We start from the raw sequence: 21251 nt of genomic DNA on the forward strand, positions 1-21251 counted from the left end.
GATGTCACCGACGCTCATGGAGGAGGGGGCGCAGGCGTCCCTCGCTCAGCACGGCATGTGGATGACGGAGCAACTGGGCTGCGGGGGCCGCGTGTACCGCATGCCGCTGGCAATCCGGTTCGACGGCCCCCTGGACGTGACCCGGCTGCTGGCCGCCTGCGACGACGTGGTCCGCGCGCACCCCCAGCTCGGGGCGGCGCTGGCCGAGCGCGACGGCGTGCTGCGCCTGACGCCGGCCGCCGTGCCGCCGCCCGTCGTGTTCGAGGACGCCACGGGACGCGAGCCGGCCGAGCTGGTCGAGCGCGAGACGTCCCTCACGCTGGACCTGGGGACCGGGCCGACGGCCCGCTTCACGCTCTTCCGGCTCGCGCCGGAGCGGCACCTGCTCGTCGTCGTCGCCCATCACGCCGTCTTCGACGGCATGTCGAAGGACATCCTGGTGCGCGGCCTGGCCGACGCCTACGCGGGATCGCGGCCGCCGGCCCCTCCCTCGGCGTACGGCGAGGCCGTCGGGCGGGAGAACGCCCGGGTGGCCGAACTGCTCGGCGAGGCCGCCGAGTTCTGGCGCGACCGCTGGCGGGACCGGCAGGACCTGCGCCTCCCCGGGCTGTCCGGGGTCTCGATCCGCGCCGCGGCAGGCGAGGCCGTCGACGTGGAGCTGCCCGCCGAGCTCGCGGTCTGCGCGGACAAGATGGGCGTCACCCGGTTCGAGCTGGTCCTCGCCGCGCTGCACACCCTGCTCGCGGCGTACGGGAACGAGGGCGCGGCGGTGGCCGTCGACCTGTCCACCAGGACCGAGGAGACGCGGGGCCACATCGGCCCCTTCGTGAACGAGCTGCCGGTGACGGCCCCCGCCCCGGGCGGGACGTTCGCCGAGTTCGCCAGGTCCCTGCGCGAGGAGCTGCGGGCCGTCTACCGGTTCCGGCAGGTGCCGCTCGCGCGCGCCGTCGGCGGGGTGACCCCCCGCACCGCGCTGACGCCGGTGTCGGTCAGCTACCGCAGGCGGGACGGGAACACGCCGGAGTTCCCCGGCGTGGACGCGGCGGTGGACTGGATGACGTTCAACGGCGCGGTGCGCGGCACGCTGCACCTCCAGGTGGTGGACGCGCGGGACGGCATCGCCGCCCGGCTGCAGTTCAACCCGCTCGTCCTGAGCCGCTCCGGCGGCGAGACCGTCGCCGGGCACCTGCTGTCCCTGCTGCGCGCGGTGGCCGCCGCCCCGGACGCCGACATCGCCGCGCTGCCGCTGCCGTCCCCGGTCGAGCCGTCCTTCGCCGCGGCCGCGCAGACGCCGGCCCCGGCCGGAGCGGGCGGCGACGCGGACGCGACGCCCTACCTGGCCGAGGTGGCGGAGATCTGGCGCGAGGTGCTCGGCATGCCGGAGATCGGCCCGGACGAGGACCTGTTCGACCTCGGCGGGCATTCGCTGTCGATCACGCAGATCATCGCGAAGGTGCGCGAGCGGATGGACGCGGAGCTGTCCTTCGACGTGTTCTTCGACGAGCCGACGATCGCCGGGATCGCGGCGGAGATCGCCCGGCTGCGGGAGGAGGCGTGATGAGGGAGCGCGTGGCCGAGCTGGTGTCGAAGGCGAGTGGCGGCGACCTGGTGACCGCCGACATCCTGGCGGCGGACTGCACCCTGCCCGCCCTGGGTCTCACCTCGATCGCCTACCTCCGGCTGATCGACCTGCTGGAGGTCGAGTTCGACTGCGAGCTCGACCTGGACGGCGGCCACCTCGACACGCTCGACGGCCTCGTCGAGCACATCGCGGAGCAGCGGAAGTGACCGCGAGCCCGCCGACGGCGCAGGTCGCCGGTCTCACGGCGCTGCCGCCGCGCACCGTGGAGTTCCGCGGCGCCCGGGGCGGGCAGGCGGCGCTGACCTGGGGCCAGCAGGGGATCTGGCGCTCCACCCGGTGGCTGGACGACGGCGACCCCTACTTCAACCTGCCCTGGACCCTGCCGGTGACCGGCGACGCCGGCCTCGACGCCGTGCTGCGCGCCGTGGGCCGCCTCGTCGAACGGCACGAGACGCTGCGTACGGCGTTCGTGCCCGGCGGGGAGGACGGCCGGAGCACGGTCCAGCGGGTGAGCAGGGAGGGCCGGCTCACGGTCGGCGTGTACGAGGCGGCGGCCAAGCCGATGAGCGCGGCCAGGGCGCTGGCCGCCGAGCTGGCCGCGACCGGGTTCGACTACGCGGCCGAGCTGCCGATCCGGTGCGCGGTCGTGTGCCGGAGGGGCAAGCCGCGCGCGCTCGCCCTCGCGCTGTCCCATCTCGCGCTCGACGGCTGGTCGCTGAGCATGGTGGCCGAGGAGTGGCCGCGGCTGGTCGCGGGGGAGGACCTGCCCGGCCCGGACTGGCAGCCGCTCGACCAGGCCGCCTTCGAGGCGTCCGACCCGCCGCCGGGCGGGCAGGCGCTGCGGCACTGGCGGAACGCGCTGGCGTCCGCGCCGCGTTCGATGTTCGACTTCCCGGCACGGGAGCCGGAGGAGCCGCGCTTCGTCCGGCACGGCATGGAGTCCCCCTCGGCGGCCGTGGCCGCCCAGGCGCTCGCCGCCCGCCACGGCGTCACCACCTCCAGCGTCCTCACGGTCGCGTGCGCCGCGCTGCTGGGCGCCGTCACCGGGCATGACACGGCGGCGATGCAGCTCATCGTGTCGAACCGGCACCATCAGGGGACGGAGGCCATGGCCGGGCCCGCCGCCCAGGACGGGCTGTGCGTCGTCGACCTGGGGGACGGCACGTTCGCCGACGCGCTCCCAGGCGGACATCGCAGCACCATGGCGACGTACCGGAACGGGCACTACGACCCCGCGCTCGTGCTGGCCGCGTGGCAGGCGGAGGCGTGGCGGCGCGGCGCCGACATCGACCTGGACGCGTTCTTCAACGACGTCAGGCGGGCGGGCCGCTGGCAGGGCCTGCCCCCGGTCGACGCGCGGGACGCCGGGGCCCTCGCCGCGCTGCGCGACAGGACCAGGACGTTCTTCGTCGGCGCCTACCCCGCGGTCAAGGCGAAGATCTTCTTCGCCACCGGCCCCGCCGCGTCCACCTGCGAGTTCTACGTGCTGGTGGACACGGCGTTCCTGCCCTCGGACGTCGCGGTGCGGATGCTCACCGGCCTGGAGGAGTTGCTGGTCCTGGCCGTCGCCGAGGAGGTGCCGCTGGACCACGTCGCGAAGATCGCGGGCCTGGACCCCGTACGCCGCCCCGCCGGGTGGACGGAGATCGGGCGTGACTGGGTGAGCCTGCCGGAGACCGAGGCGCTGCTGCGCCGGGTGTGCGGGACCGGCGCGGCGGCGGTCGCGCTGGACGAGGGCGAGGGACCCGCCCGGCTGACCGGGTATCTCGTCGCGCGCCCCGGGCTGGACACGCCCGAGGCCGTCCACACCGCCTTCATGCGCGCCGCGGCCGGCCGGACCGACGTGCTCGCCCCCCACCACTACGTCCTGTGCGCGGAGCCCCCGGCCGATCCCGGCGGCTGGCCCGGCCTTCCCCGCCTGACGGAGGGCGGGGGCAGGGAACCGTCCCCCCTCAACGAACCCTTGGGAAAAGTGACATGACCGATTCCCCGATGCTCGTGGTCGTCAACGACGAGGACCAGTACTCCGTATGGTGGAGCGACCGCGAGCCGCCCGCCGGATGGCGCCCCACCGGCTTCGCGGGCACCCGTCAGGAATGCCTGGACCACATCGAGACGGTGTGGACCGACATGCGGCCGCTGAGCGCACGCGACCGGGGCAGATGACCGCCGCCGAGCGCCGCGCCGCGCTGATCGGGAAACTGGCCGGCCTGCCGCCCGAGCGCCGGGCGGCGCTGCTGCGCTCGCTCGGAGGCGAGCGAGCGGACGCGGACGGGCAGGAGTGGCCGCTGTCGCCTGGACAGGAGCGCCTGTGGTTCCTCAGCCGCTTCGACCCCGAGGACGCCAGCTACAACACGCCCTGGTGCATGCGGCTGCGCGGGCCGCTCGACGCCGGCGCGCTGGCGGCGGCGTTCACCCGCGTCGTGGCGCGGCACGAGGTGCTGCGGACCCGCTTCCGGCTGCGCGGGGACGCCCCGGTGCAGGTCGTGCTGCCGCCCGGCCCTGTGCCGCTGGAGAAGATCGCGATCTCCGGGGAGGCGGACCTCGACCGGGCGCTGCGGGAGTTCGCCGAGCGCCCGTTCGACCTGGAGAACGAGCCTCCCCTCCGGGCCGGCCTCGCCACGCCCGGCGAGGACGACGCGGTCGTGTGCATCGTCCTGCACCACATCGTGGTGGACGGCTGGTCGCTCGACGTGCTCCTGCGCGAGCTCGCGGAGTGCTACGCCGCCGCGCGCGAGGGACGGGAGCCCGAGCTGCCGGAGCTGCCCACGCAGTATCCCCGCTTCGCCGTCCAGGAGAGACAGCGGGACCACACCGAGGGCCTGCGGTTCTGGGCGAGCCGGCTGGCCGGCGCCCCGACGCTGGACCTACCCGCCGACCGTCCCCGGCCGCTTAGGTGGTCGGGGCGCGGCGCGCGGGTGGAGCTGCTGCTGCCGCCGGAGGACGTCACCCCGCTGGAGCGGGTGGCGAGGAGGCGGCGCTGCACGTCGTTCATGGCCCTGGCCGCCGCCTACGAGGTGACCCTCGGCCTGGCGTCTGGCCAGCGGGACTTCTGCGTCGGCGTGCCGGTGGCGGGCCGGCCCCGCAGCGAGCTGGCGCCGCTGATCGGCTACTTCGGCAACACGCTGGTGCTGCGGGCCGACCTGTCCGGCGATCCGTCGTTCCATGAGCTGCTGGACCGGGTGCGGGAGGCGGCCCTGGCCGGGATGCGGCACGCGGACGTGCCGTTCGAGCACATCCTGGCCGCGCTGCGGGTGCCCCGCGACATCGGCAGGCCGCCGCTGTGCCAGACCATGTTCAACCTGCACAACCTGCCCAACGACGATCTGCTGGGGACCCGGTTCGGCGACCTCGACCGGGAGATCCACGTGGTCCCGCCCAGCCACACCAAGGCGGAGATCTCGATCGACCTGTGGCGAGGGCCCGAGGGACTGGGCGGCGTCCTCGACTACAGCAGCGATCTGTTCGCGCCCGCGACCGCGAACCGGCTCGTCCGCGGCTTCGCCGAGGTCGTACGGCGGGCCGGGGCGGACCCGGACGTCCGGCTGTCCGCGCTGAGCGGCGTGTTCTGAGAGCGGCGCGTTCTGAGAAGTGAAAGGTGCGTGGAAGTGATTGACGCGGTGAGCGGCGTGGCGGCGCCTCGGGGCGCCGGGCGGCCGGGGACGGGAACGGACGCCGTGACGGCGCTCGCGCTGATCCGCCGATGGCGTGACACGAGCCCCGACGCGGTCGCGGTGAGCGGCGCGGGCGGCGTGCTGACCTACCGGGAGCTGCACGAGCGGGTCGACCGGCTGGCGGCGCTGCTGCGCGCCCGCGGCGTCGGCCCCGAGGTCCCGGTGGGCCTGTGCCTGGAGCGCTGCGCGGGCATGGTCGTCGCCCTGCTCGCCGTGTGGCGGGCCGGCGGCGCGTACGTGCCGCTCGACCCGGGATTCCCCGAGGACCGGCTCAGGTTCATGCGGGAGGACGCCGGCATCGAACTGGTCCTCGCGAGCCCCGGCGTCGAGCCCCGGCTGCTCGACGGCGTACGGGACGTCGTCGAGCTGACGCCGGACGGCCTGCCCGCCACGGGCGGGGAGCACGGCGGCCCGGAGGAGGAGCCGGTGGCCGGCGAGGTGGGTGACCTGGCCTATCTCATGTACACCTCCGGCTCCACCGGCAGGCCCAAGGGGGTCGCCGTGCCGCACGGCGCGGTGGTCAACCTGCTGGAGTCCTTCGCCTCCCTGCTGGAGCTCACCCCGCGTGACGCCTGGCTGGCGGTCACCACGCTGTCGTTCGACATCTCGGTGCTCGAACTCCTCCTGCCGCTGGCCTGCGGGGCGCGGGTCGTGGTCGCCTCCGGGCACGAGACGGCCGACGGGCGGGCCCTGCGGTCGCGCGCCGTGAGCGAGGCCGTCACGATCATGCAGGCGACGCCGGCGAGCTGGCGCATCCTGCTCGAGTCCGGCGGCGTGCCGGAGAACATCGCGACCCGGCTGTGCGGCGGCGAGGCGCTGCCCCGCGACCTCGCCGACGCGCTCCTCACCGGCGAGGCCCGGCTCTGGAACGTGTACGGCCCGACCGAGACGACGGTCTGGTCGACGGCCGGCCGGGTGGCGCCGTCTCCCGCGCCCGTGGACCTCGGCGAGCCCATCGGCAACACGACGGTGTGGATCCTCGACTCCGACGGGCGTCCCGTGCCGCCCGGCGAGGCCGGTGAGCTGCACATCGGCGGAGCCGGCCTGGCCAGGGGATACCGCGGCATGCCGGGCCAGACGGCCGCCAGGTTCCTGCCCGACCCGTTCTCCGCGACGCCGGGGGCCCGCATGTACGCCACCGGCGACCTCGCCAAGGTCGAGAACGGCAGGCTCCACTACCTGGGCCGGGCCGACCAGCAGGTGAAGGTGCGCGGCTTCCGGATCGAGCTCGGCGAGATCGAGGGCGCGCTGCGCGCCGCCCCCGAGGTGGCCGACGCCGCCGTCGGCGTCTGCGACGGCCCCGACGGGCTGCCGCGTCTGGTCGCCTATGTCGTACGCGCGGACGGGGAGCGGGAGGAGGCGGGCCTGTGGCCGCCCCTGCGCGACCTGTTGCGCCACAGCCTGCCCGAATACATGGTGCCCGCGCACCTCGTGGTGCTCGGCGCGCTGCCGCTCACCCCCAACGGCAAGCTGGACCGCAAGGCCCTGCCCGTGCCCGAGTGGACCCGGGCGCGCGGCCGGCCGTACCGGCCCGCGTCCACCCCGCTGGAGGAGGACCTCACGGCGATGTGGGCGGAGGTGCTGGGCATCGCGGAGCCGGTCGGCGTCGACGACGACTTCTTCGAGCTGGGCGGGCACTCGCTGACCGCCACCCAGATCGTGGCCCGCATCCAGGCGCGCTTCGCGATCAATGTGCCGATCGTGGTGCTGTTCGAGAACCCCACGGTGGCCGGCCTGGCGGCGGCGATGGACCGGCTCGACGACGACGACCTGGACCTCGCCGAGATCGCCGCGCTCCGCGACGAGCTCGACGGCCTCAGCGCCGAGGACCTGGCGGCCGTGCTCGACGAGATGGCGTCGGACACATGAGGGCGCCCCTGTCGCCCGGCCAGGAACGGCTGTGGCTCCTGCAGAAGCTGGACCCCCGCGACGCCCTCTACACCATGTATCTCGTCCACCGGCTGCGCGGGCCGCTCGACGCGGACGCGATCGAGGGGGCGTTCGCCGACCTCGCGGCCAGGCACGAGAGCCTGCGCACCCGGTTCGAGGAGGAGGACGGCGTCCCCTGGGCGGTCGCGGAGCCGCCGGGAGCGCCGGGAGGCGTCCCGGTGGTCGAACGGATCCCGGCCGGTGACGAGGAGCGGGCCAGGCGGCTCGTCGCCGAGCGGGTGAACGCGCCGTTCGACCTCGCGGAGGGCGTGCCGCTGCGCGTCGCCCTGGTCGAGATCGGGCCGCTGGACCACGTCCTGTGCGTCACGATGCACCACATCATCGGCGACGGCTGGTCGCTGGGGATCCTCCTGGACGACCTGGCGGAGTGCTACACCGCGCGGCTGCGCGGCCGGGCGCCCGACCTCGCGCCGCTGCCGGTGCGGCCGTCCGACTACGCCCGCTGGCAGCGCCGCCGCGCCGACCGCGCGGTGCCGTACTGGCAGGAGCGGCTGGCCGACCCGCCGTCGCCCGACCTGCCGTGCGGCCTCGGCGGCGAGGGCGCGGGAGGCGTCCGCGACGAGGACCGCGCGGGCTACCAGGTCGTCAGGACCGGCAGGGAGGTCGCCGAGGCGCTCGACCGGCTCGCCCGCGAGCACAGGACCACGCTGTTCACCGTGCTCATGACGGCCTACCAGGTGCTCCTGCACCGGCACACCGGCCAGACCGACATCCTCGTCGGGACGGCCGTCGCCGGACGCGACCGGGTCGAGCTGGAGCCGATGGTCGGCTACCTGTCGCAGACGGTCGTGCTGCGCGGCGACCTGGACGGGGACCCGTCGTTCGCCGAACTGCTGCGGCGCACCAGGCAGGAGGCGCTGACGGCGATGAGCAAACCCTCGGTGCCGTTCGAGCGGATCGGGCACCCCGCCGAGGCGCTGATGCCGACCATGTTCATCCTGCACACGCAGAACACCGGCCCCACCCGGCCGTTCGGCGACCTGTCCGTCGGCGAGTTCCCGGACGACTACCGCCAGGTCAAGCTCGGCCTGTACGCGGAGGCGCGGCTCGAGGACGGCGGGATCGTGGTGTCGCTCGGCCACGACGGGTCCAGCGGCTCTCCGCACGAGGCGGAGGCGGTCCGCCGGCTCGCCGACCGCTTCCTGCTGCTGCTCGAGTCGGCCGCGGCGGAGCCGCATCGCCGGATCTCCGAGCTGCGGGTCTGGACCGCAGGCGACGATGCCGACATCCGGTCCATGGCCGGCGACGGCGAGGGCGCGCCCGGCCCGGCGGTCCCCGAGATGATCGCGGAGAGCGTCCGGCGCGCCCCGGACGCCGTCGCGGTGGTCTGCGGCGAGACCGAGATCACCTACGCGGAGCTGGACCGGCGGGCGGCGCGGCTCGCCGCGGCGCTGCGGGAGCGGGGCGTCCGCCGCGGCGACGTGGTCGGCGTCTGCCTGCCCCGTTCGGCCGAGGCGATCGTCGCCCTGCTCGCGGTCTGGCGGGCGGGCGCGGCCTATCTGCCGTTCGAGCCGGACGAGCCGGAGGAGCGGCTGGTCTTCGCGCTCGCGGACGCCGGGGCGACGCGTGTGATCACGAACCGGGCGCTGCCCGAGGGGCTCACCGCCGTCGACCCGCTCGCCGGCGGGGACGAGGCGGCCTGGGAAGGCCCGGCCGAGGCGGAGCCGGGCGACGTGGCCTACGTGATCTTCACCTCCGGCTCCACCGGCCGGCCCAAGGGCGTCGCCGTCGAGCACGGCGCCATCGCCGCCCGGATCCGGTGGATGCGCGAGGAGTACGGCATGACGCCCGGCGACCGCGTCGTCCAGTTCGCGTCGCTGAGCTTCGACACCCACCTCGAAGAGGTCTTCCCCGCGCTCGCCGCGGGGGCGACCCTGGTGCTGCTGCCCGGCGGGGCGGCGACGCTGCCCGACCTGCTGGCCGCCCCCGGCGGGGAGCGGGTCACGGTGCTCGACCTGCCCACCGCCTACTGGCACCACCTGGTCGAGGAGATCGACCAGATCGCCTGGCCGCCCGGGCTGCGCCTGGTCGTGATCGGCGGCGAGCAGGCGTCGGGCGGCGCGGTGGCGCGCTGGCGCGGCCGGTTCGGCGACCGCGTCCGCCTGCTGAACACCTACGGCCCGACCGAGGCCGCGGTCATCGCGACCTCGGCCGACCTCGGCGGGCCGCGGCACGGCAGGCCGCCCATCGGCCGGCCGATCGGCGCGACGACGGTCCACCTGCTCGACGCCGCGGGAGCGCCGGTTCCGAAGGGCGCGATCGGCGAACTGGTCATCGGCGGCGCCGGGGTGGCCCGCGGCTACCTGCGCCGCCCGGCGCTCACCGCCGCCGCGTTCGTCCCCGACCCGTCGGGACGGCCGGGGTCGCGGAGGTACCGCACCGGGGACCGGGCCCGCTGGACCCAGGACGGCGAGCTGGAGTTCCTCGGGCGGATCGACGGTCAGCTCAAGGTCCGCGGCTTCCGGATCGAGCCGGGCGAGGTCGAGGCTCGGCTGCTCGACCACCCGGGCGTCGGCCAGGCGTTCGTGACGGTCCACGCCGAGGAACTGGTGGCGTACGTGACCGGGACGGCGACGGGGGAGGAGCTCGCCGCGCACCTCGCGCGGACCCTGCCGCGCCATCTCGTCCCGGCCGCGTGGGTGGTGCTCGACTCGCTGCCGCTCACCAGCCGCGGCAAGGTGGACCGCGCGGCGCTGCCCGCGCCGGTGCGGGAGACGTCGGCCGGGCACGTCCCGCCGGGCACCGACGCGGAGCTCCTGGTGGCCGAGATCTGGGCGGAGCTGCTCGGCATCGCCGCCGTCGGCGTGAACGACGACTTCTTCACGCTTGGCGGGCACTCGCTGCTCGCGACGAGGATCGCGGCCAGGCTGCGCCGGGCGACCGGGGTGGAGGTCCCGATGCGGACGATCTTCGAACGGCGCACCGTGGCGGAGCTGGCGGTCGCGCTCGAGGACCTGCTGGTGGCCGACCTGGAGAACATGTCGGAGGAGGAGGCCGAGCGCCTGCTGTCGTCGGCGGGCGGCTGACCTTCCCCGGAGACACGAAGGGACCGCCGCGCACCGGGGGGTGCACGGCGGTCCCTTCTCCTCGTACGCGCGGCCCCGTCAGGCGGAGGCGCGGATCACCAGGTGGGTGTCGAGGATGACGACCGGCTGCTCCAGCGGCTCGCCGTTGATCCGGGCGATCAGGAGCTGGACCATCTGCCTGCCCATGGCCTCGGTCGGCTGGTGCACGCTCGTCAGCTGCGGGTCGGTGTGCAGCGCCACCTTGGAGTCCTCGAAGCCGATCATCGCGACGTCGTCGGGCACCACCATGCCCTGCTCCTTCAGCACGCGCAGCGCCCCCACCGCCATCGGGTCGGAGGCCGTGAACACGGCGTCCAGATCGGGATGGCGGGCGAGCAGCTCGCGCATGGCGGCCGAGCCGCTCTCCTCGGAGAAGTCGCCGTACGCGACGCGCTCGCTCATGCCGGTGGCGAGCAGCGCGTCGCGGTATCCGGCGAGACGGTCGACACCCACGCCCATGTCCTGCGGACCGGCGATGGTGGCGATCTTCGTCCGGCCCTTGGAGAGCAGGTACTTGACCGCCTGCCGGGCGCCGGCCCGGTTGTCCATGTCGACGAAGCTGTACGGGTTGAGCCCGACAGGGCGGCCACCGAGCACGGTGGGCACGCCCATCTCCTCCAGCCGCCCCGGCAGCGGGTCGGCGCCGTGCACCGAGGTGAGCAGCACCCCGTCGACGTGCTGCCCGGTCAGGTAGTGCTCCAGCCGGTCGTGCTCCGCCCGGTTCTGCGCCATCGTGAGAATGAGCTGAAGGCCCGTCTCCGACAGCGCCGAGCCGATCCCCCGGATCAGTCCGGCGAAGTACGGCTCGTCGAACACTCGCTGCTCCGACTCCGACACCACCAGCGCGATGGTGTCGGTCCGGTTGGTCACGAGGGTGCGCGCCGCGCGGTTCGGCACGTAGCCGAGCTCCTGGATCGCCAGTAACACCGCGTCGCGGGCCCGGTCGCTCACCTTCGGCGAGCCGTTGATCACCCGCGACACGGTGCCGCGGCCGACCCCGGCGCGCGCGGCGACCGCTTCCAGAGTCGGCCGGCCTCCGGAACGGCGGTCCCCGTTCATCTATACTGCCCCCTTATCACGTCTGCGCTTATTGTGCCCGACCCAGGAGCCCACCGTGCCTGATCGCGTCGGCATACCACAGAGCGCTTGATTTCAGGGTGCGGGCCTGGGTCTCGTAGTCGACGTAAACGAGGCCGAAGCGCTTGCCGTAACCCCACGCCCACTCGAAGTTGTCCATGAGCGACCAGGCGAAGTAGCCCTGGAGCGGGATGCCCGACTCGATGGCCGCGTGGCAGGTCCGCAGGTGGGCCTCGATGTAGGCGAGCCGCTCCGGGTCGTGCACGGAGCCGTCCTCGCCGATCTCGTCGTCGTAGGCCGCGCCGTTCTCCGAGATGTAGAGCGGGACGCGCGGGTACTCGTCGGCGATCCGGCGCAGGATCTCGTACAGGCCGCTGTCGTCGACCTCCCAGCCCATGGAGGTGACCGGGCGGCCGCCGTTGACGAAGCCGACGTGCTCGCTGCCGATCCACGGCGAGCCGGAGTCCGTCGGCGCGGCGGCGGCCGAGGCGGCGCCGCCGGGCGCGCCCGACACGGTGAAGCGGCTGTAGTAGTTGATCAGCAGCATGTCGAGCGGCGCGGAGATCGTCGCGAGGTCGCCGTCCTGGATGAACTCCATGTCGGACAGGTGGCCGAGGTCGGCCAGCACGTCCTCGGGGTAGGCGCCCTTGAGCAGCGCGTCCAGGAAGAACCGGTTCTGCAGCCCGTCGATGCGGCGGGCGGCGTCCTGGTCGGCCTCGCTCCCCGTGGCGGGCGTGACCGGGTAGACGTTGACGCATCCGCCGATCTGCGAGTCCGCGTTCTGCGCCCGCATCGCCTGGACCGCGAGGCCGTGGGCGAGGTTGAGGTGGTGCGCGGCGCGCAGCGCGGCGGCCGGCTCGCGCCGCCCGGGGGCGTGCTCCCCGGAGGCGTAGCCGAGGAAGGCCGAGCACCAGGGCTCGTTCACCGTGCTCCAGTGCCTGACCCGGTCGCTCAGCTCGGCGTGCACGGTAGCGGCGAAGTCGGCGAAGCGCTTCGACGTGTCGCGTGAGGGCCAGCCGCCCGCGTCTTCCAAAGGCTGCGGGAGGTCCCAGTGGTAGAGCGTCAGCCACGGGTCGATGCCGTAGCTGAGCAGCTCGTCGACGAGCCTCTTGTAGAAGTCGAGGCCCTGGGCGTTGTACGCGCCGGAGCCGTCGGGCTGGATCCGGGGCCAGGAGACGGAGAACCGGTAGGCGGTGAGGCCGAGGTCCGCCATGAGCTTCACGTCATCGCGGTACCGGTTGTAGTGGTCGATCGCGGTGTCGGCGTTGTCGCCGCCCACGATCCGCCCGTCCTGTCCGCAGAAGGTGTCCCAGATGGAGCGGCCCCGCCCGTCCGCGGAGAGCGAGCCCTCGATCTGGTACGCGGAGGTGGCGGCGCCCCAGACGAACCCGGTGGGGAACATCAGGCTGGCGGCTTCTGCCTCGGGTCGTGTGTCCTGCGTTGTCACGCCTTGACCGCACCTTCCATGAGTCCGCCGATGATCTGTCGGCCGAACGCGATGAAAACGACGACGAGCGGAAGGATCGACATGAGCGTGCCGCTGAAGATCAGCACGTAGTCGGTCCCGTACTTCGCGTTGAGCGAGTTGATGGCGACCTGGACCGTCGGGTTGTCCGGCGTGAGCACGAGCAGCGGCCAGATGAAGTCGTTCCAGGTCAGCATGAACGTGTTGATGCCCAGCACCGCCATGCCCGGCCGTACGGCGGGCAGCACGACGTTCCACCAGATCCGCAGGGTGGAGGCGCCGTCGACGCGGGCGGCCTCGATCAGCTCGTTGGGCACGGCCTGCTGGGTGTACTGCGTCATGAGGAAGACGCCGAAGCCGTTGAGCAGGTAGGGCAGGATCACCGCCTTGATCGAGCCGACCCATTCGAGGTTGACCATGAGGCGGTAGAGGGGGACGATGCCCATCTGCTGCAGCGGGACCATCATGGTCAGCAGCACCAGCAGCAGCAGGATCTTGCCGCCCTTGAAGTTCAGCCGGGCGAACGCGAACCCGGCGAACGTCGAGATGATCACCACGGAGGCCGTCACGGTGGCGGCGATGACCAGCGAGTTGGTGAGACCGGTCAGGTAGTGCGCGTCGGGGTTGGACAGCACCCGCTGGATGTTCTCCCCGAGCTTGCCGCCAGGCAGGAACGGCGGCGGCATGTCGGTAGCCTCGGTGTTGGTGCGCGAGGCGATGACGATCATGTAGTAGAGCGGGAACGCCGAGATGACGAGCGTGACGGCGAGGACGATCCTCGTCATCGGCGTGGCGGTCCAGAGGGTGCCTGCGCCGCCCGGCGCGTTGGCCCGGCGCCGCCTCGTGCCGGCGGGCGCGGAGATCGTGCTCACTTGTTGCCCCCGATCCGGCGGATGAGCAGGAAGTTGATGGCCGATCCGATGAGGATGAGCAGGAAGAGCATCCAGGCGGCCGCGGAGGCGTAGCCGTAGTCGAACTCGCGGAAGCCCTGCTCGAAGATGAACATCGAGACGGTCTGGAACTGGCTGTCGGTGCCGCCGTGGACGTTGCCGTTGTAGAACGTGGTCGGCTCGGCGAACAGGGTGAGGCCGCCGATGGTGGAGTTCAGCACCACGAAGATCATCGTGGGCCGGAGCATCGGGACCGTGATCTGCCAGAACTGGCGCCGCCGGGACGCGCCGTCGATCGAGGCGGCCTCGTAGAGGTCCTTGGGGATCGTCTGCATGCCGGCCAGGAAGATGATCGCGTTGTAGCCGGTCCAGCGCCAGTCGACCATGGTCGCGATGGCGATCCAGGAGGGAAGGCGCTGGGCCTTCCAGTCGATGGGGTCGGCCCCGAACCAGCCGAGGATCCAGTTGATCAGACCCCAGTCACGCCCGTACAACTGGGTGAAGACGACCGCCACCGCGACGACCGAGGTGACGAGGGGGAGCAGGACGCCCAGCCGGACGAACAGCTGGAACTTGAACCGCTTGTTCAGCGCGTTGGCCAGCAGCAGTGCCAGCAGGATCTGCGGGACGGTCGCGAGGACGAACATCGCGAGGGTGTTGACGACCGCCTTCCAGAAGGCCGAGTCGTCGAGCATGGCGACGTAGTTGCCGAGGCCTGTCCACTCGACCGTGCCCGCGAGGTCGTAGTCGAAGAACGAGAAGTACAGGGTGAAGGCGAGCGGGAAGAGCCCGAAGGCCAGGAAGAGCAGGTAATAGGGCGAGACCAGGAGGTACGGCGCGGCCTTGAGGTCCAGCCAGGTCAGGAAGGACCGGCCCGGTCGCGGCTGAGGCCGTTTCCGGCTCGGCGGCATCGGTGCCCGGGTGGGTTGCCCGGCGTCGACGTGCAGGCTCATGAGTTACCTTTCGGGTGAAAGCAGGCGACCGGCCCGCCGGCGGGGTGCCGCTGCGGCGGGCCGGTGTTCACCTGGCGGGCAGGATCAGCCCGCGGCCTTCACGGCGTCGTCGACGAGCTTCTTCCAGCCGTTCGCGTACGGCACCGAGCCGTCGTCGATGGCGGAGACGACCGACTCGACGGCGTTCTTGACCTGGGCGTGCTTCACACCGAGGAAGACCGGCTGGAGCGCGGCGGCCGACTTGGCGAAGATGTCACCGACGGGGGCGTCGTTGAAGTACTCGTTCTTCGCGCCCTGGACGGCCGGGTCCTGCTGCGCCTGGGTGTTGCTCGGCATGTTGCCGGCGAAGTTGAAGACGCTGACCTGGGCGTCCTTGCCGGTCAGGTAGTCGAGGACCTGCGCGGCCTCCTTGGGGTGCTTCGACTGCTTCGGCACGGCGAGCCAGGAGCCGCCCCAGTTGCCGCCGCCGCCGGGCACCGCCGCGACGTCCCACTTGCCCTTGAAGTCCGGTCCGGCGCCGCCGTCACCGCTCACCGCGCCGAGCATCCACGACGGGCAGCCGAGGGTGGCGAACTGCGACTTCTTCATGCCGGTGTTCCACTCGGGCGTGAAGTTGCGCAGCTTGGCCGTGAGGCCCTCCTGGCTGATCTTCTGGGCGAAGTCGTAGGCCGTCTTGACCGCCGGGTTCTTGTCGACGATCAGGTTGTTGTCCTTGTCGAAGTAGGAGACGTTGCCGTTCTTGGCGGCCTCCTGCACCAGGACCACGTTGTAGAGCGTGTTGGTGCCGTCGACGAACTTGGTGTCCTTGACCTTGTCCTGGAACTTCTTACCGACGGCGACGAAGTCGTCCCACGTCGGCCACAGCTTGCTGACCTCGTCGCGGTCGGCCGGCAGGCCGGCCTTCTCGAACAGGTCACGGCGGTAGCACAGGCTCATGCCGCCGACGTCGGTGCCGAGGCCGAAGAGCTTGCCGTCGGCGGTGACGCCGTTCTCCCACTTCCAGTCGGCGAAGTCGCTCTTGCGGTTCTGCAGGCCGAACTCGCCGAGGTCGGCCCACCACTCGGGGTGCGCCTTGGCGAGGCCCATGCCGCCCTCGTCGATGCCGACCACGTCGCCGGCGCCCGCGCCGGACTGCAGCCACTGGATCATCTGGGGCCAGTAGATCTGCTCGAACTGGTCGGTCAGGTTGTCATATTTGATCTGGATGTCCTTGTGCTCCGCGTTCCACTTGTCGACGGCCTCCTGGTAGCCGAAGTTCTTGCCGCCGCCGAACGTCTGGAGCGTGATGGTGACGGGGCCGGCCGCCGCGGAGGACCCGCCGCCCGCGGCGGTGTCCGTGCCCGTGTCGTCGGACCCGCAGGCGGTGGCGCCGAGAGCCAGCGCGGCCACCGCGGCGACCGCGAGCAGTTTGCCGCGGCGCGAGTTGTTAATCATTCCGGACCCCTCTCAGGTGGTATCCCGAATCGTTCATGGGAGATGCATCCCAGGCCGGTCCCCGATCTCACGGCCCGCGATCAGAGGTTGTGCTCGTGGTGAGCACCGTGTTGGTGAACACGTTGGGAGCGCTCCCACGAAGGGTCCTCTATGAGCAACGCGGGCGTCAATATGCCGAAACCTAACTGTTACTCCCGGGGTGGTTAGAGCCGTTCAAACGGACATCTTAGGACATAGCACACTTGGGAGCGCTCCCATAGCCATATGGGCAGAAATATTTAGCGGGCACCCCGAACCCGCCGGGGTGCCCGTCCCTTTTCGGTCCGTCGCCTCAGCCGTCACCCAGGGGAGCCGGCCGTCCCCAGGGACACTCCGCCGCTCACGGACAGCCCGGCGCCCGCGGCGTCGGCCAGCCGGCAGGCGGGCCCTGAGCAGGCGCGCAGCAGTGCCAGGCGGGCGGAGAGCACGGCGACCAGAGCGGGGTCGGCCGACGCCGCGAGGTTGCGCATCTGCGCGGGATCCTGCCACAGGTCGTAGAACTGCCGCTCTCCGGTCTCGTACTCCACGTACGCGTACCGTCCGGTCCGCAGCATCGCGTACGAGGGAGGCGACTGCGGCGAGTAGGAGGGATGGTAGAACTCCACGAGGACGGCGTCGCGCCAGGCGACGTCCTGCCTGCGCAGGAGCGGGACCAGCGAGCGGCCCTCGGCCGTGGGCGGCACCACGGCCCCGCCCAGTTCGGCGAACGTGGGCGCGAGGTCAACCGTCGACGCGAGCGCGTCGACGACGCCCCCGGCGGGCACGCCGGGCCCGCGCACCACCATCGGCACGCGGATGTCCTCCTCGAAGGGCGTCGTCTTGCCCGGCCGCAACCGGTGCTGGCCGAGGTGGAAGCCGTTGTCGGAGGTGAAGACGATGTAGGTGTCGTCCAGTGTGCCCGCCCGGTTCAGCGCGTCGACCAGGGCGCCGACCATGTCGTCCACCCCGAGCATCGCGCGCAGCCGGTCGCGGTGGACCCGGTCGATCCTGCGCGTGTCCGCGGGCGAGAGCGGCGCGCGCTCGCTCAGCCAGCGCGGCTCGGCGGACAGGTCCGCCTGGTCGAAGGACGGGGTCCGCGGCGCCCGCTCGCCGGCGAACGCGGCGGCGTGGCGCGGCGCGTGGTGCGCGGGCAGGTGCGGCGCGACCGGGGCGAGGTAGAGGAAGAACGGCGCGTCCCCCCGGGCGGCGGAGTCGGCGGCGAACGCCGCGGCCTTGGCGCTCAGCACGTCCTCCAGGTAGTCCTCCGGGGCGTCGCCGTACCGCCGGAGCACTCCGTTCTCGTTGAGCGTGTAACCGTACTCCTGGTAGAGGCGGGTGACGGGGACGTGCCACTCGTCCCAGCCGGGCGGCACGTACGTGCGCGGCGCCCCCTCGGGGTAGTTGTTGAGGTATTTGCCCATGAGCGCGGTGCGGTAGCCCGCGTCGTGCATCCACGTCCCGAGGGTGGACGCCTCCAGCGGCCGGAACTTCGGGAACCCGCCGGTCGGCGACCGGTTGCTCTCCACCTGGTGACTGTGCATGTACTGCGAGCGGAGGATCGACGAGCGGGAGGGGCAGCACCAGGGATTGGTGGCGAAGAAACGGGAGAACGTGGTGCCCTGGCGCACCAGCAGGTCGGTGATGTTGGGGAACCGGCTCAGATCCCCGGCGTCCAGGTCGTCGGTGAGGATCAGCACGATGTTGGGCCGATGGGCCGCGGGGGCGGGCTCGACGCGGGCGGCGCCGGTGAGCCCGAGGCACAGCAGGAGCACCGCGGCGAGCCCGGCCCACAGCTTGGTCGATCGTCGTGGTTGGGGCACGGCAGCATCATTGCCACGCGTTCCCCAGGGGAAACGTGCGGCGCGTGACCACCCGGTCACGCGCCGTCCGTTATGTGGGGAGGCGCGGCGAATGCCGCGCCTCCGCCGGTCAGCCGAAGGTGGCCGGGTCCGGCCCGAGCCTGCGGCCCTCGTCGAGGCCGTCGACCGCCGCCATGTCCTCGGGGCTCAGCTCGAAGTCGAAGACCTCGATGTTCTCCTTGATACGCGACGGCGTCACCGACTTCGGGATCACCACGTTGCCCAGCTGGACATGCCAGCGCAGCACGACCTGTGCGGCCGTCTTGCCGTACTTCGCGCCGATCTCGGCAAGGATGGGCAGGTCGAGCAGGCCCTTACCCTGCCCGAGCGGGCTCCACGCCTCGGTGGCGATGCCGCGCTCGGCGTCGAAGGCACGCAGCTCCCGCTGGGCGAGCTGCGGGTGCAGCTCGATCTGGTTCAGCGCCGGCACCACGCCGGTCTCGGCGAGCAGGCGTTCCAGCGTGTCCACGGTGAAGTTGGAGACCCCGATCGCCCGCACGCGCCCGTCGGCGTACAGCTTCTCCAGGGCCTTCCACGTCTCGACGTACCTGTCCTGCTGGGGGACAGGCCAGTGGATCAGGTACAGGTCGAGGGTCTCCAGGCCGAGGCGCCCCATGCTGGCGTCGAAGGCGCGCAGCGTCTCGTCGTAGCCGTGCTCGTCGTTCCAGAGCTTGGTGGTGACGAACAGCTCCTCGCGGGGGATGCCGGAGGCGCGCAGCGCGCGGCCGACGCCCTCCTCGTTGCGGTACAGCTTCGCGGTGTCGATGCTGCGGTAGCCGCACTCCAGGGCGGTCGCGACGGCCTTCTCCGCCTCGTCGTCGGCGACCCGCCACACGCCGAAGCCGAGCTGGGGCATCCGCACGCCGTTGTTCAGGGTGATGACGTTCATGCCCTCCATGCTGCCGGAACACCCTGGGAAGATCTCTTCGGGGTCTGTTCACCGGGCGTTCCCGCCGCCGTCGTGTCGGACGGCTAGGGTGAGCGCGTCGTGAACGTTTCTTTACGGGGCGTGGAGAACGAGGGACGGCGCCACGCCGCCGCGCATGAGCAGGCCGTCGCGTGGGTGGAGTCCCCGCTGCAGCTGCTCTGCGTCGTCGAGGCCCACCACGCGGGGCTCCTCGGTCCCACCACCCGGGTGGTGCCGCGGGTGGGGCTGCCCGCGCTGCGGCTGACCCGCCGCGAGATCGAGCGGCTCGGGCCGCCCGAAGGGCTGGAGCTCGCCGAGCCGTCCCAGCGGGCTCCCCGGCCCGGCCGGACGTGGGCGGTCGGCGACGCATTCTCCGGGCGCGTCCAGCTCGCCCTGCTCACCTCCGTCCCCGGCCGTACGGTGCTGGTGGACGACGGGCTGGCCACGATCCGCCTGCTTGAGCTGCTGGTCGCGCGGCGTCCGCTGTTGCGCGCCCGGGGGAGGCACGGTCTCGGCCGCAGGGCGCTCGGCGCCGCCGCCGGGTTCCGCCTGCGCACCCGCGGGCCCCTGGTGTTCACCGCGCTCCCCGTGCCCCCCGGCCTAGCCGAGGACGTGGAGGGCGCCGGCGTGCGGCTCGCCCGGCACGACTTCGCCTGGCTGCGCGCCCGGCCCGCCCACCGGCCGCCGCCGGAGCGCACGGTCGTGCTCGGCACCTCGCTCGTACGCAACGGGCTCATCCACAGGGACCGCTACCTGCGCTGGCTGGAGCGGATCGACGAGCCCGTCGCGTACTACCCCCATCGCAGGGAGGATCCAGGCGACCTCGACCGGGTGCGCCGGATCACCGGGCTGACCGTGTACGACGCGGGGGCGCCCGCCGAGATGACGCTGCGCGACCTGCGCCCGGGCCAGCGGGTCCTGAGCCTGCCGTCCACCGCGGTGACGTCGCTGCGCGTCCTGCTGTCGGCTCGGGGCGTGCCGGTGGAGACCGTGGACGTCCCCGACGACTGGTGGACGGCCTCGGCCGGCCCCTCGCTGCGGTCGCACCTCCAGCTCTTCGCCCACCAGCCCAGCCGGCCCAGCCAGTCCAACCAGTCCGACCAGCACGATCCCGGAAAGGTCGCTCCTTGACCCGCCTGCTCGCCGTGGCCGACTCCGACTCCTATCTGAAGTGGGCCGCGGGCCTGCTCGACTCGGCCCCGCCGGACTGGGTCACGGATCTGGCCGTCGTCCGCACGCCCATCGCCCCCTCTCCGGCGCAGATCGCCGCCGCGGTGAGCGGCACCCGCGCGCCGGGGCTTCCCCCGGTGCTGCCGGCCCGGCAGGTGCGGCGGGCCGCGGAGCGGTTCAGGCCGGACGCCGTGCTGCTGGCCTGCACCGGTCCCGTGGTGGACGCGCTGGCGGCGGAGACGCTGGCCGGGCTGCGGCCCCGTCCCGTGCTCGTGTCGGGGCTGCCCGGCATCTCGGTGCCCGCGACGGAGAAGGCGTGGCTGCTGCGCGGCGGCTGCGACCTGTTCGTCGTGCACAGCGGCCGGGAGGTCGCCGAGTTCTCCGGGATCGGCGCGCGGCTCGGCGGGGGAGGCGCCGTGGCCCTGGCCCGCCTGCCCTACCTCGATCTCGGCGCGCGCGACCCCGAGGGCGTGCGCGACCGGGTCGTGTTCGCCACCCAGGCCAAGGTGCCCCGCCGGCGCGAGGAGCGGGAGCGCATCCTGCTCGCCCTGGCCGAGCTCGGGCGGGCCAGGCCCGACCTGGACGTGGTGGTCAAGCTGCGGGCCCGCGCCGACGAGCGGCAGACGCACAACGAGCGTCACCACTACGAGCGGCTGTGGGCCGAGCTGGCCGGCCAGGGCCGGGTGGAGCGCGACCTGGTGCGTTTCGCCGCCGGGCCGATGCACGAGCACCTGAGCCGCGCCGCCGGGTTCGTGACCGTCAGCTCCACGGCCGCGCTGGAGGCGATCGCCGCGGGCGTGCCGCTGCTCGTGCTGTCGGACTTCGGGGTGAGCGCCGAGATGATCAACCTGGTGTTCGAGGGCAGCGGCTGCCTCGGCACCCTCGACGACCTGGCGAAGGCCGGCTTCCGCACCCCCGACGGGGAGTGGTGCGCGGCCAACTACTTCCACGACCCCTCGGCCACCGACTGGACCGGGCGGGTGGAGGAACTGCTCGCCGCGGCCCGCGCGGGCACCCTGGAGCCGGCCCGCTCGACGCTCGACGGGCCGGAGCACGCCGCCGCCCGCCGCCGCGCCCGGCTGCGCCTGGAGGTGCCGCCCAAGGTCCTGCGGTACGGCTACCGCGCCAAGCGCCGCATGCGCCGCTACCTCAAGGCTCTCTGAGCTCTCAGAGGCCGGTTCGTGAGTTTGTCCAGCGCCGCGGCGAC

General features: G+C 72.8%; 16 protein-coding genes. 9 read left to right on the top strand and 7 right to left on the bottom strand.

Annotation, left to right across the window (positions count from 1 at the left end; genetic code table 11):
• The first annotated feature begins 1 nt into the window (after position 1).
• Genes HHX31_RS06820 through HHX31_RS06850 form a run of 7 tightly spaced genes read left to right on the top strand, consistent with a single transcriptional unit; the run spans position 2 to position 10232 of the window.
• Entirely contained in the window at positions 2 to 1558 is a 1557-nt protein-coding gene (locus HHX31_RS06820; RefSeq protein WP_169946182.1) for a condensation domain-containing protein, read from the top strand.
• Complete coding sequence (locus HHX31_RS06825; protein ID WP_169946184.1) at positions 1558 to 1788, top strand: acyl carrier protein; 231 nt, start codon at positions 1558 to 1560, stop codon at positions 1786 to 1788. Before HHX31_RS06820 ends, HHX31_RS06825 begins: the two co-directional genes overlap by 1 nt.
• Positions 1785 to 3563 (top strand): condensation domain-containing protein, encoded by a 1779-nt coding sequence (locus tag HHX31_RS06830; RefSeq protein ID WP_169946186.1) that lies wholly within the window; start codon positions 1785 to 1787, stop codon positions 3561 to 3563. The genes HHX31_RS06825 and HHX31_RS06830 overlap by 4 nt, the downstream gene beginning before the upstream one ends.
• The gene (locus tag HHX31_RS06835) at positions 3560 to 3748 is read left to right on the top strand and encodes an MbtH family NRPS accessory protein (RefSeq protein ID WP_169946188.1); all 189 of its coding nucleotides are present in this window, start codon (positions 3560 to 3562) and stop codon (positions 3746 to 3748) included. Before HHX31_RS06830 ends, HHX31_RS06835 begins: the two co-directional genes overlap by 4 nt.
• Positions 3745 to 5154, top strand: coding sequence for a condensation domain-containing protein (locus HHX31_RS06840; RefSeq protein WP_169946190.1), 1410 nt, complete (start codon positions 3745 to 3747; stop codon positions 5152 to 5154). The genes HHX31_RS06835 and HHX31_RS06840 overlap by 4 nt, the downstream gene beginning before the upstream one ends.
• A gap of 30 nt (positions 5155 to 5184) precedes the next feature.
• Complete coding sequence (locus HHX31_RS06845; RefSeq protein ID WP_169946192.1) at positions 5185 to 7125, top strand: non-ribosomal peptide synthetase; 1941 nt, start codon at positions 5185 to 5187, stop codon at positions 7123 to 7125.
• Positions 7122 to 10232 (top strand): non-ribosomal peptide synthetase, encoded by a 3111-nt coding sequence (locus HHX31_RS06850; protein ID WP_169946195.1) that lies wholly within the window; start codon positions 7122 to 7124, stop codon positions 10230 to 10232. Before HHX31_RS06845 ends, HHX31_RS06850 begins: the two co-directional genes overlap by 4 nt.
• Before the next feature lie 78 nt (positions 10233 to 10310).
• On the opposite strand, the gene HHX31_RS06855 is transcribed toward HHX31_RS06850, so the two are convergent.
• From HHX31_RS06855 to HHX31_RS06885, 7 genes are all read right to left on the bottom strand, one after another.
• The gene (locus tag HHX31_RS06855) at positions 10311 to 11330 is read right to left on the bottom strand and encodes a LacI family DNA-binding transcriptional regulator (protein ID WP_169946196.1); all 1020 of its coding nucleotides are present in this window, start codon (positions 11328 to 11330) and stop codon (positions 10311 to 10313) included.
• 28 nt (positions 11331 to 11358) lie between these two features.
• Entirely contained in the window at positions 11359 to 12750 is a 1392-nt protein-coding gene (locus HHX31_RS06860) for a GH1 family beta-glucosidase (RefSeq protein ID WP_169947205.1), read from the bottom strand.
• A 41-nt stretch (positions 12751 to 12791) separates the two neighbouring features.
• A complete protein-coding gene (locus tag HHX31_RS06865; protein ID WP_396710573.1) occupies positions 12792 to 13676 on the bottom strand; it encodes a carbohydrate ABC transporter permease in 885 nt (294 codons plus the stop codon).
• Between the two features lie 5 nt (positions 13677 to 13681).
• Positions 13682 to 14656 (bottom strand): carbohydrate ABC transporter permease, encoded by a 975-nt coding sequence (locus HHX31_RS06870; protein ID WP_169946198.1) that lies wholly within the window; start codon positions 14654 to 14656, stop codon positions 13682 to 13684.
• A gap of 84 nt (positions 14657 to 14740) precedes the next feature.
• Positions 14741 to 16090, bottom strand: a complete 1350-nt coding sequence (locus HHX31_RS06875) for an ABC transporter substrate-binding protein (RefSeq protein ID WP_169946200.1) — start codon at positions 16088 to 16090, stop codon at positions 14741 to 14743.
• 338 nt (positions 16091 to 16428) lie between these two features.
• Positions 16429 to 17928 carry a sulfatase gene (locus tag HHX31_RS06880; RefSeq protein ID WP_169946202.1) on the bottom strand — a complete coding sequence of 500 codons (1500 nt, stop codon included), beginning with the start codon at positions 17926 to 17928 and terminating at the stop codon, positions 16429 to 16431.
• A gap of 109 nt (positions 17929 to 18037) precedes the next feature.
• Positions 18038 to 18856 (bottom strand): aldo/keto reductase, encoded by an 819-nt coding sequence (locus tag HHX31_RS06885; protein WP_169946204.1) that lies wholly within the window; start codon positions 18854 to 18856, stop codon positions 18038 to 18040.
• Positions 18857 to 18955: 99 nt separating this feature from the next.
• Here HHX31_RS06885 and HHX31_RS06890 point away from each other — a divergent pair, with 99 nt between their 5' ends.
• A complete protein-coding gene (locus HHX31_RS06890; RefSeq protein WP_311931633.1) occupies positions 18956 to 20005 on the top strand; it encodes a hypothetical protein in 1050 nt (349 codons plus the stop codon).
• Positions 20002 to 21207 carry a DUF6716 putative glycosyltransferase gene (locus HHX31_RS06895; protein ID WP_169946206.1) on the top strand — a complete coding sequence of 402 codons (1206 nt, stop codon included), beginning with the start codon at positions 20002 to 20004 and terminating at the stop codon, positions 21205 to 21207. The genes HHX31_RS06890 and HHX31_RS06895 overlap by 4 nt, the downstream gene beginning before the upstream one ends.
• Positions 21208 to 21251 lie beyond the last annotated feature (44 nt).

This window comes from Microbispora sp. H11081 (genome assembly GCF_012999535.1).
Lineage (GTDB): Bacteria > Actinomycetota > Actinomycetes > Streptosporangiales > Streptosporangiaceae > Microbispora.